The organism is Streptococcus gwangjuense, assembly GCF_003627155.1.
Classification (GTDB): domain Bacteria; phylum Bacillota; class Bacilli; order Lactobacillales; family Streptococcaceae; genus Streptococcus; species Streptococcus gwangjuensis.
Genome location: NZ_CP032621.1, coordinates 1,079,563 through 1,098,774 on the forward strand (window position 1 = coordinate 1,079,563; position 19,212 = coordinate 1,098,774).

The 19,212-nt window shown below is 42.4% G+C and carries 23 protein-coding genes; 1 reads left to right on the forward strand and 22 read right to left on the reverse strand.

What is annotated here, in order from left to right; genetic code table 11:
* Positions 1-80: 80 nt before the first annotated feature.
* The 3 genes from murB to budA form a co-directional block, all read right to left on the reverse strand.
* Positions 81-986 (reverse strand): UDP-N-acetylmuramate dehydrogenase, encoded by a 906-nt coding sequence (gene murB, locus D7D53_RS05355; RefSeq protein WP_120770361.1) that lies wholly within the window; start codon positions 984-986, stop codon positions 81-83.
* A gap of 112 nt (positions 987-1,098) precedes the next feature.
* Positions 1,099-1,851, reverse strand: a complete 753-nt coding sequence (locus D7D53_RS05360) for a YhfC family intramembrane metalloprotease (protein WP_120770362.1) — start codon at positions 1,849-1,851, stop codon at positions 1,099-1,101.
* Between the two features lie 9 nt (positions 1,852-1,860).
* The gene (gene budA, locus D7D53_RS05365) at positions 1,861-2,592 is read right to left on the reverse strand and encodes an acetolactate decarboxylase (protein WP_004259844.1); all 732 of its coding nucleotides are present in this window, start codon (positions 2,590-2,592) and stop codon (positions 1,861-1,863) included.
* A 141-nt stretch (positions 2,593-2,733) separates the two neighbouring features.
* On the opposite strand from budA, the gene D7D53_RS05370 reads away from it, so the two are divergent.
* Positions 2,734-4,005, forward strand: coding sequence for an aminotransferase-like domain-containing protein (locus D7D53_RS05370; protein ID WP_120770363.1), 1,272 nt, complete (start codon positions 2,734-2,736; stop codon positions 4,003-4,005).
* A 126-nt stretch (positions 4,006-4,131) separates the two neighbouring features.
* Here the strand turns inward: D7D53_RS05370 and D7D53_RS05380 are convergent, their stop codons facing one another.
* The 19 genes from D7D53_RS05380 to hprK all read right to left on the reverse strand — a co-directional run bounded on the left by D7D53_RS05380 (position 4,132) and on the right by hprK (position 19,164).
* Positions 4,132-4,947, reverse strand: coding sequence for an ABC transporter substrate-binding protein (locus D7D53_RS05380; protein WP_120770364.1), 816 nt, complete (start codon positions 4,945-4,947; stop codon positions 4,132-4,134).
* Between the two features lie 157 nt (positions 4,948-5,104).
* A complete protein-coding gene (gene phoU, locus D7D53_RS05385) occupies positions 5,105-5,758 on the reverse strand; it encodes a phosphate signaling complex protein PhoU (RefSeq protein ID WP_000946460.1) in 654 nt (217 codons plus the stop codon).
* A gap of 11 nt (positions 5,759-5,769) precedes the next feature.
* Positions 5,770-6,528: a phosphate ABC transporter ATP-binding protein PstB gene (gene pstB, locus D7D53_RS05390; RefSeq protein ID WP_000133484.1), complete on the reverse strand. Its 759-nt coding sequence runs from the start codon at positions 6,526-6,528 to the stop codon at positions 5,770-5,772.
* Between the two features lie 12 nt (positions 6,529-6,540).
* Positions 6,541-7,344, reverse strand: coding sequence for a phosphate ABC transporter ATP-binding protein PstB (gene pstB / locus D7D53_RS05395; RefSeq protein ID WP_020900241.1), 804 nt, complete (start codon positions 7,342-7,344; stop codon positions 6,541-6,543).
* 10 nt (positions 7,345-7,354) lie between these two features.
* Positions 7,355-8,239 carry a phosphate ABC transporter permease PstA gene (pstA, locus tag D7D53_RS05400; protein WP_000543046.1) on the reverse strand — a complete coding sequence of 295 codons (885 nt, stop codon included), beginning with the start codon at positions 8,237-8,239 and terminating at the stop codon, positions 7,355-7,357.
* Positions 8,229-9,146, reverse strand: coding sequence for a phosphate ABC transporter permease subunit PstC (gene pstC / locus D7D53_RS05405; protein WP_001070903.1), 918 nt, complete (start codon positions 9,144-9,146; stop codon positions 8,229-8,231). The genes pstA and pstC overlap by 11 nt, the downstream gene beginning before the upstream one ends.
* Positions 9,146-10,024 carry a phosphate ABC transporter substrate-binding protein PstS family protein gene (locus D7D53_RS05410; RefSeq protein ID WP_120770365.1) on the reverse strand — a complete coding sequence of 293 codons (879 nt, stop codon included), beginning with the start codon at positions 10,022-10,024 and terminating at the stop codon, positions 9,146-9,148. Before D7D53_RS05410 ends, pstC begins: the two co-directional genes overlap by 1 nt.
* Positions 10,025-10,350: 326 nt before the next feature.
* Positions 10,351-11,655, reverse strand: a complete 1,305-nt coding sequence (locus D7D53_RS05415) for an RsmF rRNA methyltransferase first C-terminal domain-containing protein (protein ID WP_120770366.1) — start codon at positions 11,653-11,655, stop codon at positions 10,351-10,353.
* Complete coding sequence (locus D7D53_RS05420) at positions 11,656-12,429, reverse strand: inositol monophosphatase family protein (protein ID WP_120770367.1); 774 nt, start codon at positions 12,427-12,429, stop codon at positions 11,656-11,658.
* On the reverse strand, positions 12,419-12,697 hold the full coding sequence (locus tag D7D53_RS05425) for a UPF0223 family protein (protein WP_120770368.1): 279 nt from the start codon (positions 12,695-12,697) through the stop codon (positions 12,419-12,421). The genes D7D53_RS05420 and D7D53_RS05425 overlap by 11 nt, the downstream gene beginning before the upstream one ends.
* On the reverse strand, positions 12,697-13,098 hold the full coding sequence (gene spx / locus D7D53_RS05430; protein WP_033681604.1) for a transcriptional regulator Spx: 402 nt from the start codon (positions 13,096-13,098) through the stop codon (positions 12,697-12,699). The genes D7D53_RS05425 and spx overlap by 1 nt, the downstream gene beginning before the upstream one ends.
* Positions 13,099-13,306: 208 nt before the next feature.
* Positions 13,307-13,924 (reverse strand): TIGR01906 family membrane protein, encoded by a 618-nt coding sequence (locus tag D7D53_RS05435; protein WP_120770369.1) that lies wholly within the window; start codon positions 13,922-13,924, stop codon positions 13,307-13,309.
* Positions 13,914-14,687: a TIGR01457 family HAD-type hydrolase gene (locus tag D7D53_RS05440; protein ID WP_033681602.1), complete on the reverse strand. Its 774-nt coding sequence runs from the start codon at positions 14,685-14,687 to the stop codon at positions 13,914-13,916. The genes D7D53_RS05435 and D7D53_RS05440 overlap by 11 nt, the downstream gene beginning before the upstream one ends.
* A 10-nt stretch (positions 14,688-14,697) precedes the next feature.
* On the reverse strand, positions 14,698-15,435 hold the full coding sequence (locus D7D53_RS05445; protein WP_120770859.1) for an acyl-[acyl-carrier-protein] thioesterase: 738 nt from the start codon (positions 15,433-15,435) through the stop codon (positions 14,698-14,700).
* Between the two features lie 4 nt (positions 15,436-15,439).
* Complete coding sequence (hemW, locus tag D7D53_RS05450) at positions 15,440-16,570, reverse strand: radical SAM family heme chaperone HemW (protein WP_120770370.1); 1,131 nt, start codon at positions 16,568-16,570, stop codon at positions 15,440-15,442.
* 85 nt (positions 16,571-16,655) lie between these two features.
* Positions 16,656-17,045 (reverse strand): YtxH domain-containing protein, encoded by a 390-nt coding sequence (locus D7D53_RS05455; protein WP_120770371.1) that lies wholly within the window; start codon positions 17,043-17,045, stop codon positions 16,656-16,658.
* A gap of 15 nt (positions 17,046-17,060) precedes the next feature.
* Positions 17,061-17,444, reverse strand: a complete 384-nt coding sequence (locus D7D53_RS05460; protein ID WP_120770372.1) for a DUF948 domain-containing protein — start codon at positions 17,442-17,444, stop codon at positions 17,061-17,063.
* Positions 17,445-18,233 (reverse strand): prolipoprotein diacylglyceryl transferase, encoded by a 789-nt coding sequence (lgt, locus tag D7D53_RS05465; protein WP_120770373.1) that lies wholly within the window; start codon positions 18,231-18,233, stop codon positions 17,445-17,447.
* The gene (gene hprK, locus D7D53_RS05470) at positions 18,226-19,164 is read right to left on the reverse strand and encodes an HPr(Ser) kinase/phosphatase (RefSeq protein WP_162927913.1); all 939 of its coding nucleotides are present in this window, start codon (positions 19,162-19,164) and stop codon (positions 18,226-18,228) included. The genes lgt and hprK overlap by 8 nt, the downstream gene beginning before the upstream one ends.
* Between the last annotated feature and the right edge of the window lie 48 nt (positions 19,165-19,212).

A 19,212-nucleotide genomic window follows, 5' to 3' on the forward strand; every position in this document is an offset into this window, starting at 1 on the left:
ACTGCCTACATTCTTCTGCACTGACGATAGGCTTTCACCCCCTTTCCATGACATAGCAGCAGCTTTTTAGCTAAAGCTTCCTACTTGCTTTCACCCAAGATACGGACTTCTCTCTCAAGAGTGACGCCAGAGTGTTCCTTGACTTTTTCGATCACAGACTCAATCAAGTCCTCGTAGTCTTTGGCCGTTCCGTCTGCAACATTGATCATAAATCCTGCGTGCTTTTCTGAGACTTCTACTCCACCAATACGATAGCCTTTCAAGCCGGCTTCTGAAATTAATTGACCTGCAAAATGCCCTACTGGACGCTTAAAGACCGAACCACAAGATGGGTATTCTAAAGGTTGCTTGAGTTCACGTAGATGCGTCAAGCGGTCCATTTCTTGCTTGATGATCTGATGGCTTCCTGGAGCAAGGGCAAATTTAGCTGACAAGACAACTGCACCAGACTCTTGAATGGCTGAGTGGCGGTAACCAAAAGCCAAGTCCTTGACAGACAGGGTCTCGATTTCTCCATCCTTGGTCAAGACCTTACAAGACTGCAAGATGTGAGCAATTTCGCCACCATAGGCACCCGCATTCATAAAGACAGCACCGCCGACGCTCCCTGGAATGCCACAAGCAAACTCAAAACCAGTCAAACTATGACGAAGGGCAATGCGTGTCGTTTCAATCAAGTTGGCACCGGCTTCTGCTTCAATGGTATAGCCATCAACGGAAACATTATTAAGCTTGTCACACAAGATAACAAATCCACGAATCCCACCATCACGAACGATGATGTTGCTGGCATTCCCAAGAACCATCCAAGGGATATTTTCTTGATTGGCAAATTTAACAACGCGAGCCAACTCAAAACGATTTCGTGGAAAGACCAGATAGTCAGCCTCTCCACCTACTTTTGTATAACTATAGCTATGCAAGGGTTCCTTGAAACGGACATCAATCCCTTCTAAGATTTCAAGCATTTTTTCTTTTACTGACATGACACTCTTCCTTTTACAAAATTCATTCCATTATACCATTTTTAAGACCATTTGACGACCCTAAAAAAATCTTGGGCTTATTTTTAACAAAAAAAGAGGTTTCCCCCTTTTCTTATGATTTTTTGCAAAAGATTGCCTTGGTTCCATAGGCAACCAGAACGAGCTCTAGTGCTAGGACAACTTCCACCAAGACTGGATTGGTTAACCAACCAACTTGGGCTAGAGATGGAGCTAGGTCAAAGAAGGCATGTAGTCCATAGGCTGCTAGGAGATAAATCCATTTCTTCTGGCGAACAGCTTGGTAAACCCAAACAGTCAAGAGTAATTGGAAACCTAGGGCCAAGATTCTCTCAAAACCAAGCAAATAAATCTGCCAGACTGATAGCGACTGAATAGTTTTCAACATATTTTCAGACAGCAATTGCATGACCTGTGGATTCTGAGTTTGAACTGCTGAGAGAACGATGTAGAGATTAATCAAACTAGTAAGACCTAGGAAAACCAACTCCAAGCCACCATGCCCCAATCCATAAGCCAAGGCATCTGCCTTTTCCAAACTTCTCTTTTTCTCCAACCATTTGAAGAAAATAAGACGAGCAGTTTCCTCAAAAAATGCTGCCATGGCTAGGCCATAGATGATATAGACAAGCGGATGGTCTTGCAAGAGGGCAATACTACCGTCTTTTTGAGGATGTAAAACCAAGATATGCACCAGTTTTTCTAAAATCTGTGAAGAGACAAAGAAGGCAACAGCCCCCAAGCCCAAGACAGCTAGATTAATCTGGTGTTTCTTTTTGGCATACCAAATGCTTCCTATCAAGAAAGCCAGCAACAGCAACATGGTAATAATGATATGAATGGTCATTTTCTTCTCCTATTCCGCCTTTTCAATATCTTTTTTCATCTCGTCAACATTGAACTTAGCAAACAAGTATTGACGGTCTTGAACTGGGAAACGTTGGTCTAATTGGTCAACTGCCCCCACTTCGATGATTCCTTCTTTTATGACAAAGTCCATGACATGCCCACCGAAGGTCAAATCATCTGAGATGAAGTGTAGATGATAGCCTGCCACACTGACTCCATGGAAAATCTCTGGCGTCCAGAAACCAACGATGGTTCCTGCTACATTGTCTCGACGATATTCAGGTTGATGGGTTGCGACCTCAGCAAACTTGGTATCTGGTGTCGACTTGGGAATCATACGCACATGCATATGCGAAAATTCCCCACGAATCTTGATAGAACGGAAAAGATTTTCCCCGTCATAATAAGACTCAATTCGTTCTTCCAATTCCTTGTCTGTCATCTCAAAGCGCTGGCGGAAAATAACTTCTGCCTGATGTGGTACTACTGCTGCATAAGGAATAAGGGCATCTGGTGATACTTCCACAATTTCTGGCTGATCTCCTGATCCTTTGGCCTGATAAGCCTTGCCATCCAAGACAATCAATTCCCCATCAATAGAATCCAAGGTTCCCAAACCAAGGTCACCATGCTCCAGCAATTCTCCTACTGTCATGGTACCACCATAAAGGCCTGCCATCAAAGCTCCAAGGGTATTGTATTGAAATAATTTCACTGGTTCCTGCACGTTCTTATCCATTCACTTTCTTGTCTGTTATTCTATAAATGTTACTCCTAAGTATACCACATTTGCCCCTAGATGTGAACGATAGAAACACTCTAGACATTGCCAAGAAGGAAAAAAAAAGGTACAATGTAACAAAATCAAGGGAGGTCTGGAATGAAGAAACAAAGCAAGTACCAAGAGGTCGTTTCCTATCTGAAAAATAGTATCGAGTCTGGGCGCTTTCCAACGGGAAGTCGCCTGCCTTCTATCCGTCAACTGAGCCTTGACTTTCACTGTAGCAAGGATACCATTCAACGAGCCCTACTGGAATTACGACACGAACAATACCTCTATGCCAAGCCCCAGAGTGGCTATTATGTCCTAGAACAAGGGCAACATCAAGATCTAGAAATCGAGGTTACGGACGAACATGCCAGCGCCTATGACGATTTCCGACTCTGTGTCAATGAAACCTTAATTGGCCGAGAAAACTACCTCTTCAACTACTATGACAACCAAGAAGGTTTAGAAGACTTAAGACAATCCATTCATAAACTGCTCTTTGACCAAGCCCTCTACTGCAAGGCTGATCAACTTGTACTGACTTCTGGAACCCAGCAAGCCTTGTTTATCCTTTCTCAAATATCTTTTCCTAGCCAAGCCAAGGCAATCTTGGTGGAACAGCCGACCTACCATCGGATGAATCGTCTCTTGATTGCTCAAGGTCTGGACTATCAAACGATTGAACGAGGCATTGATGGGATTGACTTGGAGGAACTGGAAGGCCACTTCAAAACAGGAAAAATTAAGTTTTTCTATACCATTCCTCGCTTCCACTATCCTCTGGGGCATTCCTATTCTGAGCAGGACAAACGAGCTATTCTTGACTTAGCTGCCAAGTATGGTGTCTATATCGTAGAGGACGACTATTTGGGGGATTTGGACTCCAAGAAGGGCCAGACCTTCCACTATCTAGATACAGAGGAGCGCGTCATTTATATCAAGTCCTTCTCAACCAGCCTCTTTCCAGCCCTGCGGATTACGGCACTCATTCTGCCAAATGCTATCAAAGAAGCCTTTGTGGCCTACAAAAATATCCTAGACTACGACAGCAACCTCATCATGCAAAAGGCCTTATCACTCTATATTGACAGTCAATTATTTGAGAAAAATCGTCTGGCTCGCTTGTCCAATCAGGAAACTTACCAAAAACAAATCGAGGAAATCTTAACTAAAACACCTTGTCCCCTTCCTCATTATCCCCTACACGATGGTTTATTGCTCGATCTCAGACAGTATCCTAAAATCGCCAGCCTAAAACACAGTCAGCTGAAATTGGACTTCTTTGAGGAGGCTTACTTGGATGCCTGCCCTTATCAATTTGCCAAGGTATCCTTAGAAAATCTGGAAAAGGTTTTAAACTATTTAAAAGCAGAATTGGATTGACTTCCAACTCTGCTTTTTTCTTATACTCTTCGAAAATCAAATTCAAACCACGTCAGCGTCGCCTTACCGTACTCAAGTACAGCTTGCGGCTAGCTTCCTAGTTTGCTCTTTGATTTTCATTGAGTATTATTCTTCAACTTCTGTTAAGGTTGCCGCTTTTTCAAGATATTTTTGGTAGGTGCCGTCATCCTTGAGTTTTTGGATGACCTTGTCCACCACTTCTTTCAAATCAGCACTATTTTTTCTAAGGGCAACTGCATTAGCTTCGCCGTCCTTCATCTTCAAGCTGACAGTTGCGACAGCTAAGTCTGCATTTTTAGCAGCATAGCTAAGGGCAACAGGCTCATCCATGTGAACAGCATCTACTTTTCCAGCCTGTAATTCATTAACAGCTTCACCCATATTAGCTAGGGAAGTCAATTGAGCTTTTGGCAATTGTTCCTTGACCATAGATTCTGGAACAGTCCCTTTTTGGGCCGCAATATTAGCACTTTCTAGGCTAGTTAAATCCTTGTATTTTTCTTCATCAGCCTTACGAACCAAGAAACTAATCTTGTTTTCATAGTAAGGGATTGAAAAATCAAAGACTTCTTTTCTCTCGTCAGTAGCGCTAATTCCCGCAACCGCTAGATCAGCCTTACCAGTTTGAAGACTGGTTAAGACATTATCAAAACTCATGCTTGAAATTTCCAACTTCACCCCAAGTTCATCAGCGATAGCTTGGGCCATATCAATATCCGCACCGACTACCTGGTTTTTTCCGTCAACTAAGGATTGGAATTCAAAAGGTGCATAGTCAGGACTAGTCGCCACAACTAATTTCCCCTTTTGCTTAATGGCCTCAACAGCTGACTGAGAACCATTAGAACCTGACTGGCAAGCTACTAAGAAGAAACTTGCAAGAAAACTACATAAAACAAATATCCATTTTTTTGATTTCATAAATAAACAACCTCTCTGTTAATTTTGTATAATTATAACGCTATCCAAGTTGCTTGTCAAGTGTTTTTTGAATTTTTATCTTAAAAACATTTTTTTAATTCAATAAAAGGAGCTATCAATTGATTTCAAGCTCCTTTTTATACAGAATGAAACTATTTTATAGTTCGACAATCTTACCTGTTTCAAAGTAAACAACCCATTCACAGATATTTTTGGCATAGTCTCCAATACGTTCCAAGAAGGCAATCACTTGGAAATAATCACGACCTGTAACGATGGCATCTGGATTTTTCTTGATTTCTTCTGTAGCCAAGTCACGAATGCTATCAAAGTAATGGTTGATTTTTTCGTCCATTGCTGCTACTTCATAGGCCTGATCCACTGAACCATTGAGATAGAGTTCAAGGGCTGCTTCAACGAAGTTCTTGACATCACGCCCCATTCTCTTAATTTCTTCTTCAACAGCTGGGATGCGTTGCTCTCCCTTCATACGAATGGCTGCTCTTGCAATGGAAACGGCATGGTCCCCCATACGTTCCAAGTCAGATACGGCTTTTAAGACTGTTAAAACGGTACGCAAGTCCTGAGAAACCGGTTGTTGGAGGGCAATCATTTCAAATGATTTCTTCTCCAATTTCACTTCGTATTCGTTTACTTCTGCATCGTCTTCGATGACTTCTTTGGCCAAATCACGGTCATGCGTAACAAAGGCACGCACTGTACGATTGATTTGGGATAGCACTTCTTGTCCCATAGCATAGAACTGGTTGTGCAATTTCTCTAAATCTTCCTCAAATTGAGAACGTAACATCATTTATCTCCTTATCCAAATTTTCCTGAAATATAATCTTCTGTTTCCTTGTGTTGTGGGTTGAGGAACATCTTCTTAGTATCGTTAAACTCAATCAAATCTCCATCTAGGAAAAATCCTGTCTTGTCAGAGATACGAGAGGCTTGTTGCATGGAACGCGTAACCAAGAGCATGGTGTATTTATCTTTTAGACCATACAAGGTTTCCTCAATCTTACCGGCCGAGATAGGGTCCAAGGCTGAAGTCGGTTCATCCAAGAGAATGATTTTAGGACTGGTTGCCAAGACACGGGCAACACAGACACGTTGCTGTTGTCCACCTGAAAGCCCGATAGCTGAATCATGCAGGCGATCCTTGACCTCATCCCAGATGGAAGCTCGTTGCAAGGCTTTTTCCACTGCTTCATCCAGAACCTGCTTGTCCTTAACTCCATTGATACGAAGCCCATAAACAACATTTTCGTAGATAGACATAGGGAAGGGGTTTGGTTGTTGGAAAACCATACCAATTTCCTTCCGCAATTCAACTGTATCTGTACGTGGGCTGTAAATATTGTGACCGTTGTAAACCACCGAACCTGTTGTGGTCACCTCTGGATTGAGATCCCCCATGCGGTTGATAGCCTTGAGGAGAGTTGATTTCCCTGATCCAGATGGACCAATCAAGGCTGTAATTTCCTTAGGTTGGAAAGATAAGGAAACACTATTCAAGGCCTTTTTTTGATTGTAGTAAACAGACAGGTCTGACACCTGTAAAATCGCTTCTGTCATACTGTTTCCTTTCTATCCAAAGTGTCCTGTTACGTAGTCATTGGTTGACTGTAGTTTGGCATTTTGGAAAATATTAGAGGTCTTATCGTACTCGATCAAGTCACCCAAGTAGAAAAATCCTGTGTAGTCACTAGCACGCGCAGCCTGCTGCATACTGTGGGTCACGATGATGATGGTAAAGTCCTTCTTCAATTCTAACATGGTTTCTTCCAGTTGGGCTGTCGCAATCGGATCCAATGCAGACGCCGGTTCATCCATCAAGAGGATATCTGGTTTAACAGAGATGGCACGAGCGATACAGAGACGTTGCTGCTGACCACCTGATAGGGTCAAGGCTGACTTATGAAGGTCATCTTTTACCTGGTCCCAAAGGGCAGCTTGACGAAGAGAGGTTTCCACAATTTCATCCAAGACTTGCTTGTCCTTAACCCCTGCACGTTCATGGGCAAAAGTGATATTGCGGTAGATAGACTTGGCAAAAGGATTTGGTCGTTGGAAGACCATTCCGATGTGCTTACGCATCTCATAGACGTTAATTTCTGGACGGTTTACATCAATCCCTTGGTAGAGGATTTGACCTGTGACCTTGGCAATATCAATGGTATCATTCATACGGTTGAGACTGCGGAGGTAGGTTGATTTCCCAGATCCAGATGGGCCAATTAAGGCTGTAATTTTATTTTTTTCAAATTGCATATCGATGCCCTTGATGGATTCTTTTTTACCGTAGTAAACATGTAAATCCTTAGTAGAGAGGGCCACTTTCTCTTCAGGAAAGGTGATGATATGCTTTTCATCCCAATTATATTTTGACATGGCTTCTCCTTTAGGCAGCGGTTAATTTCTTATGTAGGTAGCTTCCGAGTTTACGGGCTCCAAAGTTAAAGATGAGGATAAAGATGAGGAGCACAGCTGCAGAACCTGCTGATACAATGGTCCCATCAGGAATAGTACCTTCACTGTTGACTTTCCAAATGTGGACAGCCAAGGTTTCTGCTTGACGGAAGATAGAGATTGGGCTAGTAACACTGAGAATATTCCAGTTAGACCAATCAAGGGCTGGAGCGGATTGTCCTGCTGTATAGATAAGGGCAGCAGCCTCACCAAAAATACGACCAGAAGCTAAGACGACCCCAGTCACAATACCTGGAAGGGCTTCTGGAATGACCACATGGACCACAGTCTCCCAACGAGAAATCCCAAGGGCCAGACCAGCCTCACGCTGCGTATGGTGAACATGTTTCAAACTGTCCTCAACATTACGAGTCATCTGAGGCAAGTTAAAGACTGTCAAGGCCAAGGCACCTGAAATGATTGAAAATCCATACTCAAACTGAACTACAAAGATCAAGTAACCAAAGAGACCTACAACCACAGATGGCAGTGAAGACAAGATTTCAATACAGGTTCTGACAAAGTTGGTCACAGGACCTTTTTTGGCGTATTCAGCTAGGAAAATCCCAGCTCCCATAGACAAAGGCACAGAGATAATCAAGGTAATGACCAAAAGGAAGAAGGAATTATAAAGCTGAATTCCAATCCCTCCACCTGCTTGGTAAGAAGAGGATTTGCCAGTCAAGAAAGACCAAGAGATGTGGGGCAAACCACGAACCAAGATATAAAGAATCAAGGATGCCAAGATGGCAACGATAATTCCTGCAATTGAGTAGAGGACAGCTGTTGCAATTTTATCTAATTTCTTAGCGTGCATAGTTTTTCTTTCCTCTTTCTTTCGTAATCAATTTAATCACACTGTTGAAGGCCAAACTCATCAAGAGCAAGACTAAGGCCAGTGACCAGAGAACGTTATTATCAACTGTTCCCATAACAGTATTTCCAATACCCATGGTCAACACAGAGGTCAAGGTCGCAGCAGGTGTTGTTAGTGAAGTTGGGACAACTGCTGAGTTTCCGACCACCATCTGAATAGCCAGAGCCTCACCAAAGGCACGCGCCATCCCAAAGACCACTGCTGTAAAAATACCTGAACGCGCTGCCTTCAAAGTCACACGCCAGATGGTTTGCCAACGAGTAGCTCCCATAGCCAAACTAGCTTCGCGGTAGTGACGAGGCACCGCACGCAAGCTATCCGTTGTCATAAAGGTTACCGTTGGTAAAATCATGACAAAGAGAACAAAAATCCCTGACAAGATCCCAAAACCAGTTCCACCAAAGACACTACGGACAAAAGGAACTACGACCTGCAAACCGATAAATCCATACACAACTGAAGGAATCCCGACCAGCAATTCAATGGCTGGTTGCAAGATTCTAGCACCTTTTGGTGAAACCTCCGTCATAAAGACTGCTGCACCAATGGCAAAAGGAGTTGCGATCAGGGCTGATAGGATTGTGACAATAAAGGAACCCAAGATCATAGGAAGGGCACCAAATTGCTTACCTGAAGGATTCCAAGTTTGGCCAAAAAGGAAATCAAAGATGTTGACCCCATTGACAAAGAAGGTCGACAAGCCTTTTTGGGCTACAAAAATCAAAATCATAGCCACAATAATGACAATCAAAGACAGACAGGCAAAGGTCAAGCCTTTTCCTAGTTTCTCTAGACGAGAGTTCTTTGAGGGAGAAAGTAATTTTTTAGCTAATTCTTCTTGATTCATTATTGACTCCCTTCTAGTGCTGTCACCGTTCCTACGGCATCTTTTTCAACCTTCATTTCCTTGACAGAAATATAGCCCATCCCCTTAACGATTCCACTTTGCGCTTCATCTGAGAGGACAAAGTTGAGAAATTCTGCCACCAATTCATTTGGTTGACCTAGGGTGTACATGTGTTCATAAGACCACAAAGGCCAGTTATTGCTTGTAACATTTTCTGCAATCGGCTCATAGCCATTCAACTTCATGCGTTTCACCGAGTCATCCACATAGGCAAAGGCTAGGTAAGAAATGGCTCCTGGTGTCTGGGAAACAATGTTTTTGACCATCCCATTTGAATCCTGTTCTTGACTCTGCACGGCAGATTGACCATCCATGACAACACTATCAAAGGTTGCACGTGAACCTGAACTTGCCGCACGGTTGATAATGGAAATGGCTAGGTCTTTCCCACCGACTTCTTTCCAGTTGGTCACTTGACCTGTGAAGATGCTACGGAGTTGTTCTGTTGTCAGATTTTCAACGTCAACTTCCTTATTTACAATCACTGCTAAGCCCGCTACTGCAACCTTGTGATCCACAAGAGCGGATGCGTTGATACCGTCTTTTTCCTCGGCAAATACGTCTGAATTTCCTACATCAACGGCTCCAGACTGAACCTGAGACAGACCTGTACCAGATCCTCCACCTTGGACGTTGACTGTTTTCCCAACGTGCAGAGAGCCAAATTCATCTGCTGCTGCTTCGACCAAGGGCTGAAGAGCCGTTGAGCCAACAGCTGTCATGGATTCTCCACGATCAATCCAGCTAGCACATCCCGCCAAAGAACCTGCTAGCAAGAGAGCTGCAAGGGATAGAGCGAGTTTTTTCCTTTTTTTCACTGTTTTTCTCCTTGAAAATAATGGTGAATGCTGTGAATTTTTTCAACTATTTATTTATGTTTTTCTTTTTTAAAATTGGGAGCCAACTAAAGTTCTTATACTCAATGAAAATCAAAGAGCAAACTAGGAAACTAGCCGCAGGCTGTACTTGAGTACGGCAAGGCGACGTTGACGCGGTTTGAATTTGATTTTCGAAGAGTATTAGCTTGGTTTAACTAGAAATTTGCTTAGTTACCATCTCCACCAATTTTGACTTAAAATGAAAGACAATTTGAAAAAATCCATACTTCCACTATAACATAGACAAGCTACTTTGACTAGCATTTTCACTTGAATCTTAGGCCTTTTGGAAAATAATTTTTCAAAACATTTCCCGTCACCTTAGCAAAGCCCAACCCATTGCCTTGAACCAAAACTTGGTACCAACCATTTGGCATACTTTTCGCCAGCTGAACGGTTTCTCCAGCCACATACTTTACAAACGCTTCTTGGTCAATTTCAACCGACTGCTTGACCTGAATCGGTTTCAAGGCTAGACCAAGAGCAAAACTAGGCTCAAAGCGTTTCTTCTTAAAGGTCCCCAGATGCAGTCCATTGCGAGCAATCTTGAGTTTCCCTAAATCTGGCAAGAGTTCTGGCAAAAGATAGAGTTGATCCCCAAAAGTCTGCAAGATACCCGGTAGATTAACCTTCAAGTGTTTTTGGGCAAATTCCTGCCACAAGGTAATTTGTTCACGGCTGAGATTACTCTTACTTGCCTTATATTTCGGTGCTGGATTTTCACCCTTAAACTGTAGATGAGCTACAAACTGACCCTCTCCCTTAAAATGATGAGGATACATCCGAGCCGTTTCTGGCAAGTCAATACCAGCTACCATTCCATTGATATAATCAACTGGTAGCAAATCAAAATCATACTCTTCCAGCAGCCAGTTGACAATATCTTCGTTTTCCTCAGGTGCCCAGGTACAGGTTGAATAAACCAGACGACCTCCCTCTGCTAGCATGGTCACTGCATCTTCCAGAATTTCTCTTTGCAAACTAGCACATTGACTCGGATAATCTACGCTCCAATAGTCCATAGCATCTGGTTGCTTACGAAACATCCCTTCACCAGAGCAAGGAGCATCAAGGACAATCAAGTCAAAATAGCCTTTAAAGACCTTGGCCAAGCGATCAGCAGATTCATTGGTCACCACGACATTTGTCGCTCCAAAGCGCTCCATGTTTTCTACTAAAACCTTAGCCCGTTTGCTTGAAATTTCATTGGAAACCAGGAGACCTTCTCCTGCTAAATAGGCTGCTAGTTGAGTTGATTTGCCACCCGGTGCTGCTGCAAGATCCAAGACCTTCATTCCAGGACTGGGCTGGGCTACCTGCGCTACCATCTGGGCAGCGGGTTCTTGCGAATAAACTAGACCTGTAGCATGCTCAGGCGATTTCCCTGAAACCTTTCCATAGTGGCCCCAAGGGGTTTGAGGGATAGCATCAGGAAAGGAAACTGGCGCTTCTTTTAAAGGATTGACCCGAAAGGCCGAAACCGTTTCCTCCTCAAAAGAGGCAAGAAAATCCCTTGCCTCATCTCCTAGTATCTCTTCATATTTTTCAACAAATCCTTCTGGAAATTGCATTTAAGTTTTTTTCCTTTCGTAAATATAGGACTGAATTTCGTCCTGCATCTCAAGAGGTAGCATCATGACCGGCTGTCTGGTTTGAAAATCAGGAGCTTCACCAGATAGGGTCACAACCCGATAGCCCAGACTTCCTCCTAAAATACTAGCTGCAGCATAATCCCATGGTTGCAGATAGGTGACATAGGTCAACAAACGCCCTGATAAAATCTTGGCAAAACTAATGGCCGCACTCCCATAGACACGAACACCAAGAACCGCTCGACTCAAATCAGCCAAGCCCCATTCATTTGTTTCTAGCATGCCACTATTTCCTGCAATGAGAAAATCTCCAAGGGGTTTTGCTTTAAAGGGAGCTAGGAGCTGATTATTTCGGCAAACTGGAAACTTACCACCACCGTGATAACAATCCCCTTTGACCACATCATAAATCAGACCAAACTGGCCATGACCATTTTCAAAATAAGCCATCATAACAGCAAAATCTTCCTGCTGGGCCACAAAATTATTGGTACCATCAATGGGATCAATAACCCAAACCTTGCCCTCTTGAACCGAGGCTCGTAGACAACCTTCTTCAGCACAAATCTTATCCTTAGGATAACGGGATAGAATTTCACCAACCAAAAGTTCTTGAACTTCCTTATCCAGTCTGGTCACCAAATCCGTTGGAGAGGACTTAGTCTCAACATACAAGTCTTCCTTCATATGGTCAAGAATGTACTGCCCCGCCTTCTTGACAAGCTCCTTGGCAAATTCAAATTTACTTTCCAAGAGAAATCTTTCCTTCCACTTTTTCCTTGGCAGCCTGAACTGCTCGGTAAAGCGAATAGCCACTAACTGTTTCAAATTCTCGTCCCAAACGTTTTTCTTCGCTCTTACTTGGCACGACCGCCTTGAATCCCTTGTAGGAGTCCAGTAACTTTTTAGCCTCTACCTTGCTTTCATAGGCAGCTTCAACATCATTAAAAAAAGAAAGCACTGAAGCAAGTTCTTCAGTGCTCCACGACAAATCTAGTGGGTAACTATACTGTTTGTTCATTAACTAATACCAGCTCTCATTCTTGCTTCTTTTAGTTCTTGCTTACGGTAACTACGAGGGAGAAAAGCACGAATCTCATCTTCATTAAAACCGATTTGCATGCGTTTGGCATCGATAATAATTGGACGACGCAAAAGACTAGGATGCTGCTCAATCAAATGAAGCAATTCCGATACCGAGATGCTCTCTACATCGATATCTAATTTTTGAAAAATTTTTGAACGAGTTGAAATGATGTCATCAGTACCATTTTCGGTCAAGGAAAGGATATGTTGCAATTCTTTTCTTGTTAAAGGACTGGTCATAATATTGTGTTCCTCAAAGGGCACCTTATGTTTTTCTAACCAGGCCTTCGCCTTACGACATGAAGTACAGCTCGGTGATAGAAATAGTGTAATCATGCTTTTCTCTTCTTATCTATACTTTGCTAATTCTATTATACAAAAAAATAAAGCGCTTGACTAGAGATTTTTAGAAAAAAAAGCCTATTTTTTCAATAAAAATAGACTGTTTGCGAACGATTGATAGATTTTGGATTTAGTTAATTCATTCTTAACGATGATTTTAAATTATATACAATTATATATACAAATTAAAAACATCTTTCTTTCACTTCCTACGACTTTTCAGGTACAGAAAACCAAAGAAGCTTTCATAAAGGGCGAAAAAGAGAAGGAAGGCATAAAGGAAGAAGGTCTCTGGTAAAATTAAAATAACTGGATCCTTGGCTGGGTCAAAAAGCCAAGTATCATCTCCCACAAAGAGAATTTGATGGAAAAGGGTAAAGAATTGGTCGAAACCAATCAACACTCCCCCAAGCCCAATCAGTAAAGGCAAAACCACTAGAGCCAAAAGCCCTTTACTAAATAGAGACAAGAAGTCCTTTTTCACAATCCCTTTGACAAAGAAATAGAAACTTGGTAGTGTCACTAGAGCAACTAGCTGCACCAAGTGAAAGAGATTCTTCACCACCGCAAAGTGATGTAGCCCAGATGCTGACGAACGAAAATCAGGCATCTGCAAGTCCTGACTAAAAGGATTGGTCAGGTAATTCATCAAGATATGAAAGTTGTACTGAATAGTTTCTGGTTTTAAATAGACCCTATCTGTTAAGTTAAGCCACTGAATTTCCAGAGGATAAAAAATCCAAGCCAAATAAATGGTCAAAAGGATTGAGAGGGAGAGGAGAAAGAGCATAGAGCTCCAAAAGGTCAGTTTAGTTTTCATCAAAATCCCACTCCGCAAGACTAGAAACCACATGAGTCGGTGCGATTGGCAAGTCTGCCACTTCTTCTGCCTTGGTAAAACCTGTTGTCACCAAGAGCGTTGGAATGCCATTGTCAATCCCTGCTCGAATATCCGTCAAATAGTTATCTCCAACCATGATTAATTCTTCACGTTCCAAACCTAAGTGCTCAACCGCCTTGTCCATAATGATGGCATTTGGTTTTCCAATATAAACAGGTTTTACTCGTGTTGCCACTTCAAGAAGGGTAATCAGTGAACCAGCACCTGGCAAAAGACCGCGTTCAGTCGGGATGTTTAGGTCAGGATTGGTTCCGATAAAGTGAGCTCCCTTTTGGATAGCAAGAGTTGCTGTCGCAAATTTTTCATAGTCAACTTGCCAGTCCAGACCTACTACTACATAGGCAGGATTTTCCTTGTCTTCCACATAACCAGCCGCCTTGATGGCTTCCTTGAGCCCTGCTTCTCCGATGACATAGACGGTCTTTTCAAGACCCAAGTCATTCATATAGTCGATAGTCGCCAAAGTCGCTGTGTAGACAGTCGATAGGGGCGTATCGATATTAAAATTCTGAGCCAACATCTCCTGAACACTCTCAGGAGTACGGGTTGTATTGTTGGTTACAAAGAGATAGGGAATATCCCGCTTTTGCAATTCATGAACAAAAGCCTCCCCTGCTGGAATTCTGTCTTTCCCCTTATAAATCGTTCCGTCTAAATCAATTAAATAGCCTTTATATTTCATCTATTTCTTCCTAATCCTTTTTTATTTCTTGCCAAGTGATGATAGCTTGGGCATTGGTAGCCCAGTCGCTTGTGATCTCATGCTTGCTTTCCAGTCCAGTCCGTTCAACAGACGATGTGATCACCCCACCTGGTCGAACTTCCTTGACATACTTGAGGTTGATTTTCTTGGGAATATACTGGGTCAAAAAATCCGCTCCCATGACTTCAAAAATCCAGTTCAGGTATTTACTATTATTGACATGACCATTCATATCTAAATCGTAAAAACGGACATGGTAATCCTTGCTGATTGGCTCTTCCAAGGACTCATACTTTGGTCCGCGGATAAGTTTTTTATCAAAATCAGACTGGTAAGGAGCCACGATCTCAGGTTCAACAGCATGAACTTTTCGACTGTCTCGATCCATGAGAACAAAGGTCGCCATCATGTGGATGAGCTCCTTACCTGCTTCATCATAGATAGTGAAACGACGGTAGCAAAAGAGTCGATTGTAGCTCAGGGTTTCCGTTTCGATGGTGATTTCTTCCGCAAAACGAGGCAAACGAGCCACCTCAATATCATAGTCTGTGATAATCCAGACCAGATTATAGTTTTCCAAAATGGCCTTATCACTAACACCCAATTCAATAGACTGTATCCCTGAAACTTGTAGGGAAAGCAAAATCACATCTGGAATCTTGATATGACCGTTCATATCAGCCATATCAAAAGGAATTTTCATTTTCATTTGATAAGTTAAGCCCATCATTCTACTCCAAAATAAATCGTTCTGCTACAGTGTCTCCTAAAAAGAGACCTCTTTTTGTCATACGAACTCGGTCATCGTCTAGTTGCATGAGACCTTGTTGAACCAAGTCCTTGACAATTTCTCCATAAAGTCCATCAAAAGACCGTCCAAATTTTTCCTCAAATCGTGCCATAGAGACCCCTGATTTCTTGCGGAGTCCCAGGAACATCTCTTCTTCCATTTGCTCTTTTTGACTCAAGTGCTCTTCTGTGATACGAGCATTGCCTTCCTCAACCGCACTGAGATAATGACGTATCGGACCATGATTTTTATAGCGCACGCCATTGACATAACCAGATGCCCCAGCACCGATGCCATAGTACTCAGCATTGTCCCAGTACATGAGATTGTGGCGACTTTCAAAACCAGGCTTGGAGAAATTAGAAATCTCATAATGCTCAAAACCAGCTCGCTCCAACTCTGCAATAATATACTCAAACATCTCAGCTTCCAGCTCCTCCTTAGGCAGAGGCAATTTCCCTCGTCGCATACGGTTCATAAAGACCGTATGATTTTCTAAAATCAAGCTATACAGACTCATATGGGGAATATCAAGTCCAATGGCCTTAGCCACATTTTCCTTGACCTGCTCCATGGTCTGACCAGGCAGCGCATAAATCAAATCGATAGAGATATTATCAAAACCAGCCAGTTTCAGGCGGTCGATATTTTCATAAATATCCTTCTCCAAATGACTGCGCCCAATCTTTTTCAGCATCTTGTCATCAAAGGTCTGTACACCTAGCGAAACACGATTGACTGCCGAGTTCTTCAAAACAGCTATCTTATCCGCATCCAAATCGCCTGGATTGGCCTCAATGGTCAACTCTTCCAAGACTGACAAGTCCAAGTTTTTAGTCAAGCCCTTCAATAACACCTCCAGTTGCGAAGCTGACAGGGCTGTTGGTGTCCCGCCACCGATATAGAGAGTTCGCAACTTTTGAATATCATAAGATTGAAACTCTTCTAACAGATGTTCCAAATAACTATCTACCGGCTGATTTTTTATAAAGACCTTTGAAAAGTCACAATAATAACAAATCTGGGTACAAAACGGAATGTGCACATAGGCTGACGTTGGTTTTTTCTGCATAGTAATATTATTATACCACAAAGACAGGCTAGGAGAAAAAAATCACCATCCCCAGATACATAGTCCGTCCAGAGATGGTGATGATTTATTCTTCTGTTATGTCAATAACAATCTCTTCTGATTCATCAAGAGTTTCGGCTTTTTCTTGCCATTGCTCCTTTAGATTATTGAATCGATCTTTTGATGCTTCTGTCGCTTGACGAGCACATGATTTGGCTTGAGCAAGTACACTGTCCACAGTGATTTCACCCGCCTCAACCTGTTCTTTGGTTTTAAGAACAAAATCTGTAGCCTGCTCCTTGACTTCTGTCAGTTTTTCACAGACCTGCTCCTTGGCATACTCAGGATCTTCTCTCAAATCATCTAGAAAATCTTGAGCCTGACTACAAACTTGTTTGCCCTTGTCGCTTGTTAAAAACAAGGCAAGAGCTGCACCTGAAACGGTTCCTAAAAGGATTGAGGATAGTTTACCCATAAGTATTCTCCTTTTTTATTTTTTGAAAAATTTACTTGCAAGACGAAGAGCTGACAAACTTGCACCAGTCTTAATGGTTTTTGAACCAGCTGATGAAGCTTTCTTGCTCAAGACACGCGCATGGTCATTGAGGTCGGAAACAGATAGAGATAAATCTGCAACAGCACTAAAGAGTGGATCAATCGTTGCTACCTTGACATTAATATCATCTGCCAAGACATTGACCTTAGACAGCAATTCATTGGTATGATGCAAGGTCACATCCACATCTGAAGTTAAGGTTTTAATCGTCTTCTCTGTTTCATCGATCACACGTCCAAGCTTTTGTACAGTAATGATTAAATACACTAAAAATACAATCAAAGCAAGGGCTACAAGAATATATGCAATTTCTAACATTTAGTTTTCCTCCTCTGAAATATAGTAAGGGGCCTTCTTTCGATTTTGATATAGAATGATAAAAATACCCAGTCCGATAAGGACAACTGATAGCCATTGAGACACTCGAAGACCAAAGAACATGAGGCTATCTGTTCGCATGCCTTCAATAACCATACGACCGAAACCATACCAAATCAAATAGAAAGCAGTGATATGACCTCTTCTGAGACTCTTCCATTTTCGTCTGAATATCAGAATCAAGGCAAATCCAAGTAGATTCCATAGAGACTCATAAAGGAAGGTCGGTTGACGGTAGCTCCCCTCTATATACATCTGGTCACGGATAAAGCCAGGTAGATAATCCAGATTATCCACTGCTGCACCATAAGCTTCTTGGTTAAAGAAATTGCCCCAGCGCCCCAGACTTTGGGCAATCATGACGCTAGGCGCCGCAATATCTAGAAAATCCCAAGTATTGATGAGTTTACGATCAGCAAAGATATAGAGTACAAGAGCCCCAGTAATCAAACCACCGTAAATGGCCAAACCACCATTCCAAATGGCAAAAATCTCTCCTAAATTCTGACTATAGTAATCAAAACGGAAAATAACATAGTAGAGACGAGCTCCTAAAATAGCCAGAGGAAAGGCTACTAAGATAAAATCTAAAATATCGTCTGGTATGATTTTTTTTCTAGGCGCTTCTTTCATGGTCAAATAAACCGCAAGAATCAAACCTGTCACAATACACAAAGCATACCAACGAATGGCTAGAGGACCTAGATGAATAGCAATTGGATCAAGCATGAGGCACCTCCTCATTTTGAGCAATAAGATTGGTCAAACGTTCTTCGAACAAACGCGTCGCATCAAAGCCCATTTCCTTGGCACGATAATTCATGGCAGCAGCCTCAATCACGACAGAGATATTCCGACCTGTTTTAACTGGAATACGGATACGAGGAATGCCTACGCCAGAAATTTCTATTTCTTCAGCATTGTTTCCAAGACGATCAAAAGTCTTATGCGTATCGTAATTTTCCAAGTAAACGGCTAGCTGGACTTGTGAAGAATCCTTGACCGCACTCGCACCATAGAGGCTCATAACATCGATAATCCCAACCCCACGAATTTCAATCAAGTGCTTCAAGATTTCAGCTGGTTCACCCCAAAGAGTAATCTCATCCTTGGCAAAGATATCGACACGGTCATCAGCTACCAAGCGGTGACCACGTTTGACAAGTTCAAGACCTGTCTCACTCTTACCGATGCCACTATCGCCTTGAATCAAGACACCCATTCCATAGATATCCATCAAGACACCGTGCACACTGGTCCGTTCTGCTAAACGAGAATCCAGATAACTAGATAGCTCTCCAGATAAACGACTAGTAGCTGTACGACTAGTTAAGATGGCAATCTTACATTCTCTGGCTGCCTTTAACATTTCCTCTGGAACCACCAAACCACGAGCAACAATGACCGCAGGTGTCTCAGGTAGAAACATTTTTTTCAAGACTTGGTAACGGTTGTGAGAGGACATCGAAACGAGATAAGACCACTCCTTCATCCCCAAAAGTTGAATCCGCTCAGGCGTATAATAGTCAAAATAGCCCGTCATTTCAAGACCAGGTCGCGTAATGTCCGCGGTATTAATTTCCTTTTCAAGTAATTCTGGTTCGCCATAGACAATGTCTAGTCTAAGCTTTTCAATCACTTCTTTTACTAAAACCGACATCATTTCCTCCTTCAAATGAGTTCTTCTCTCTATTATATCAAATTGTAG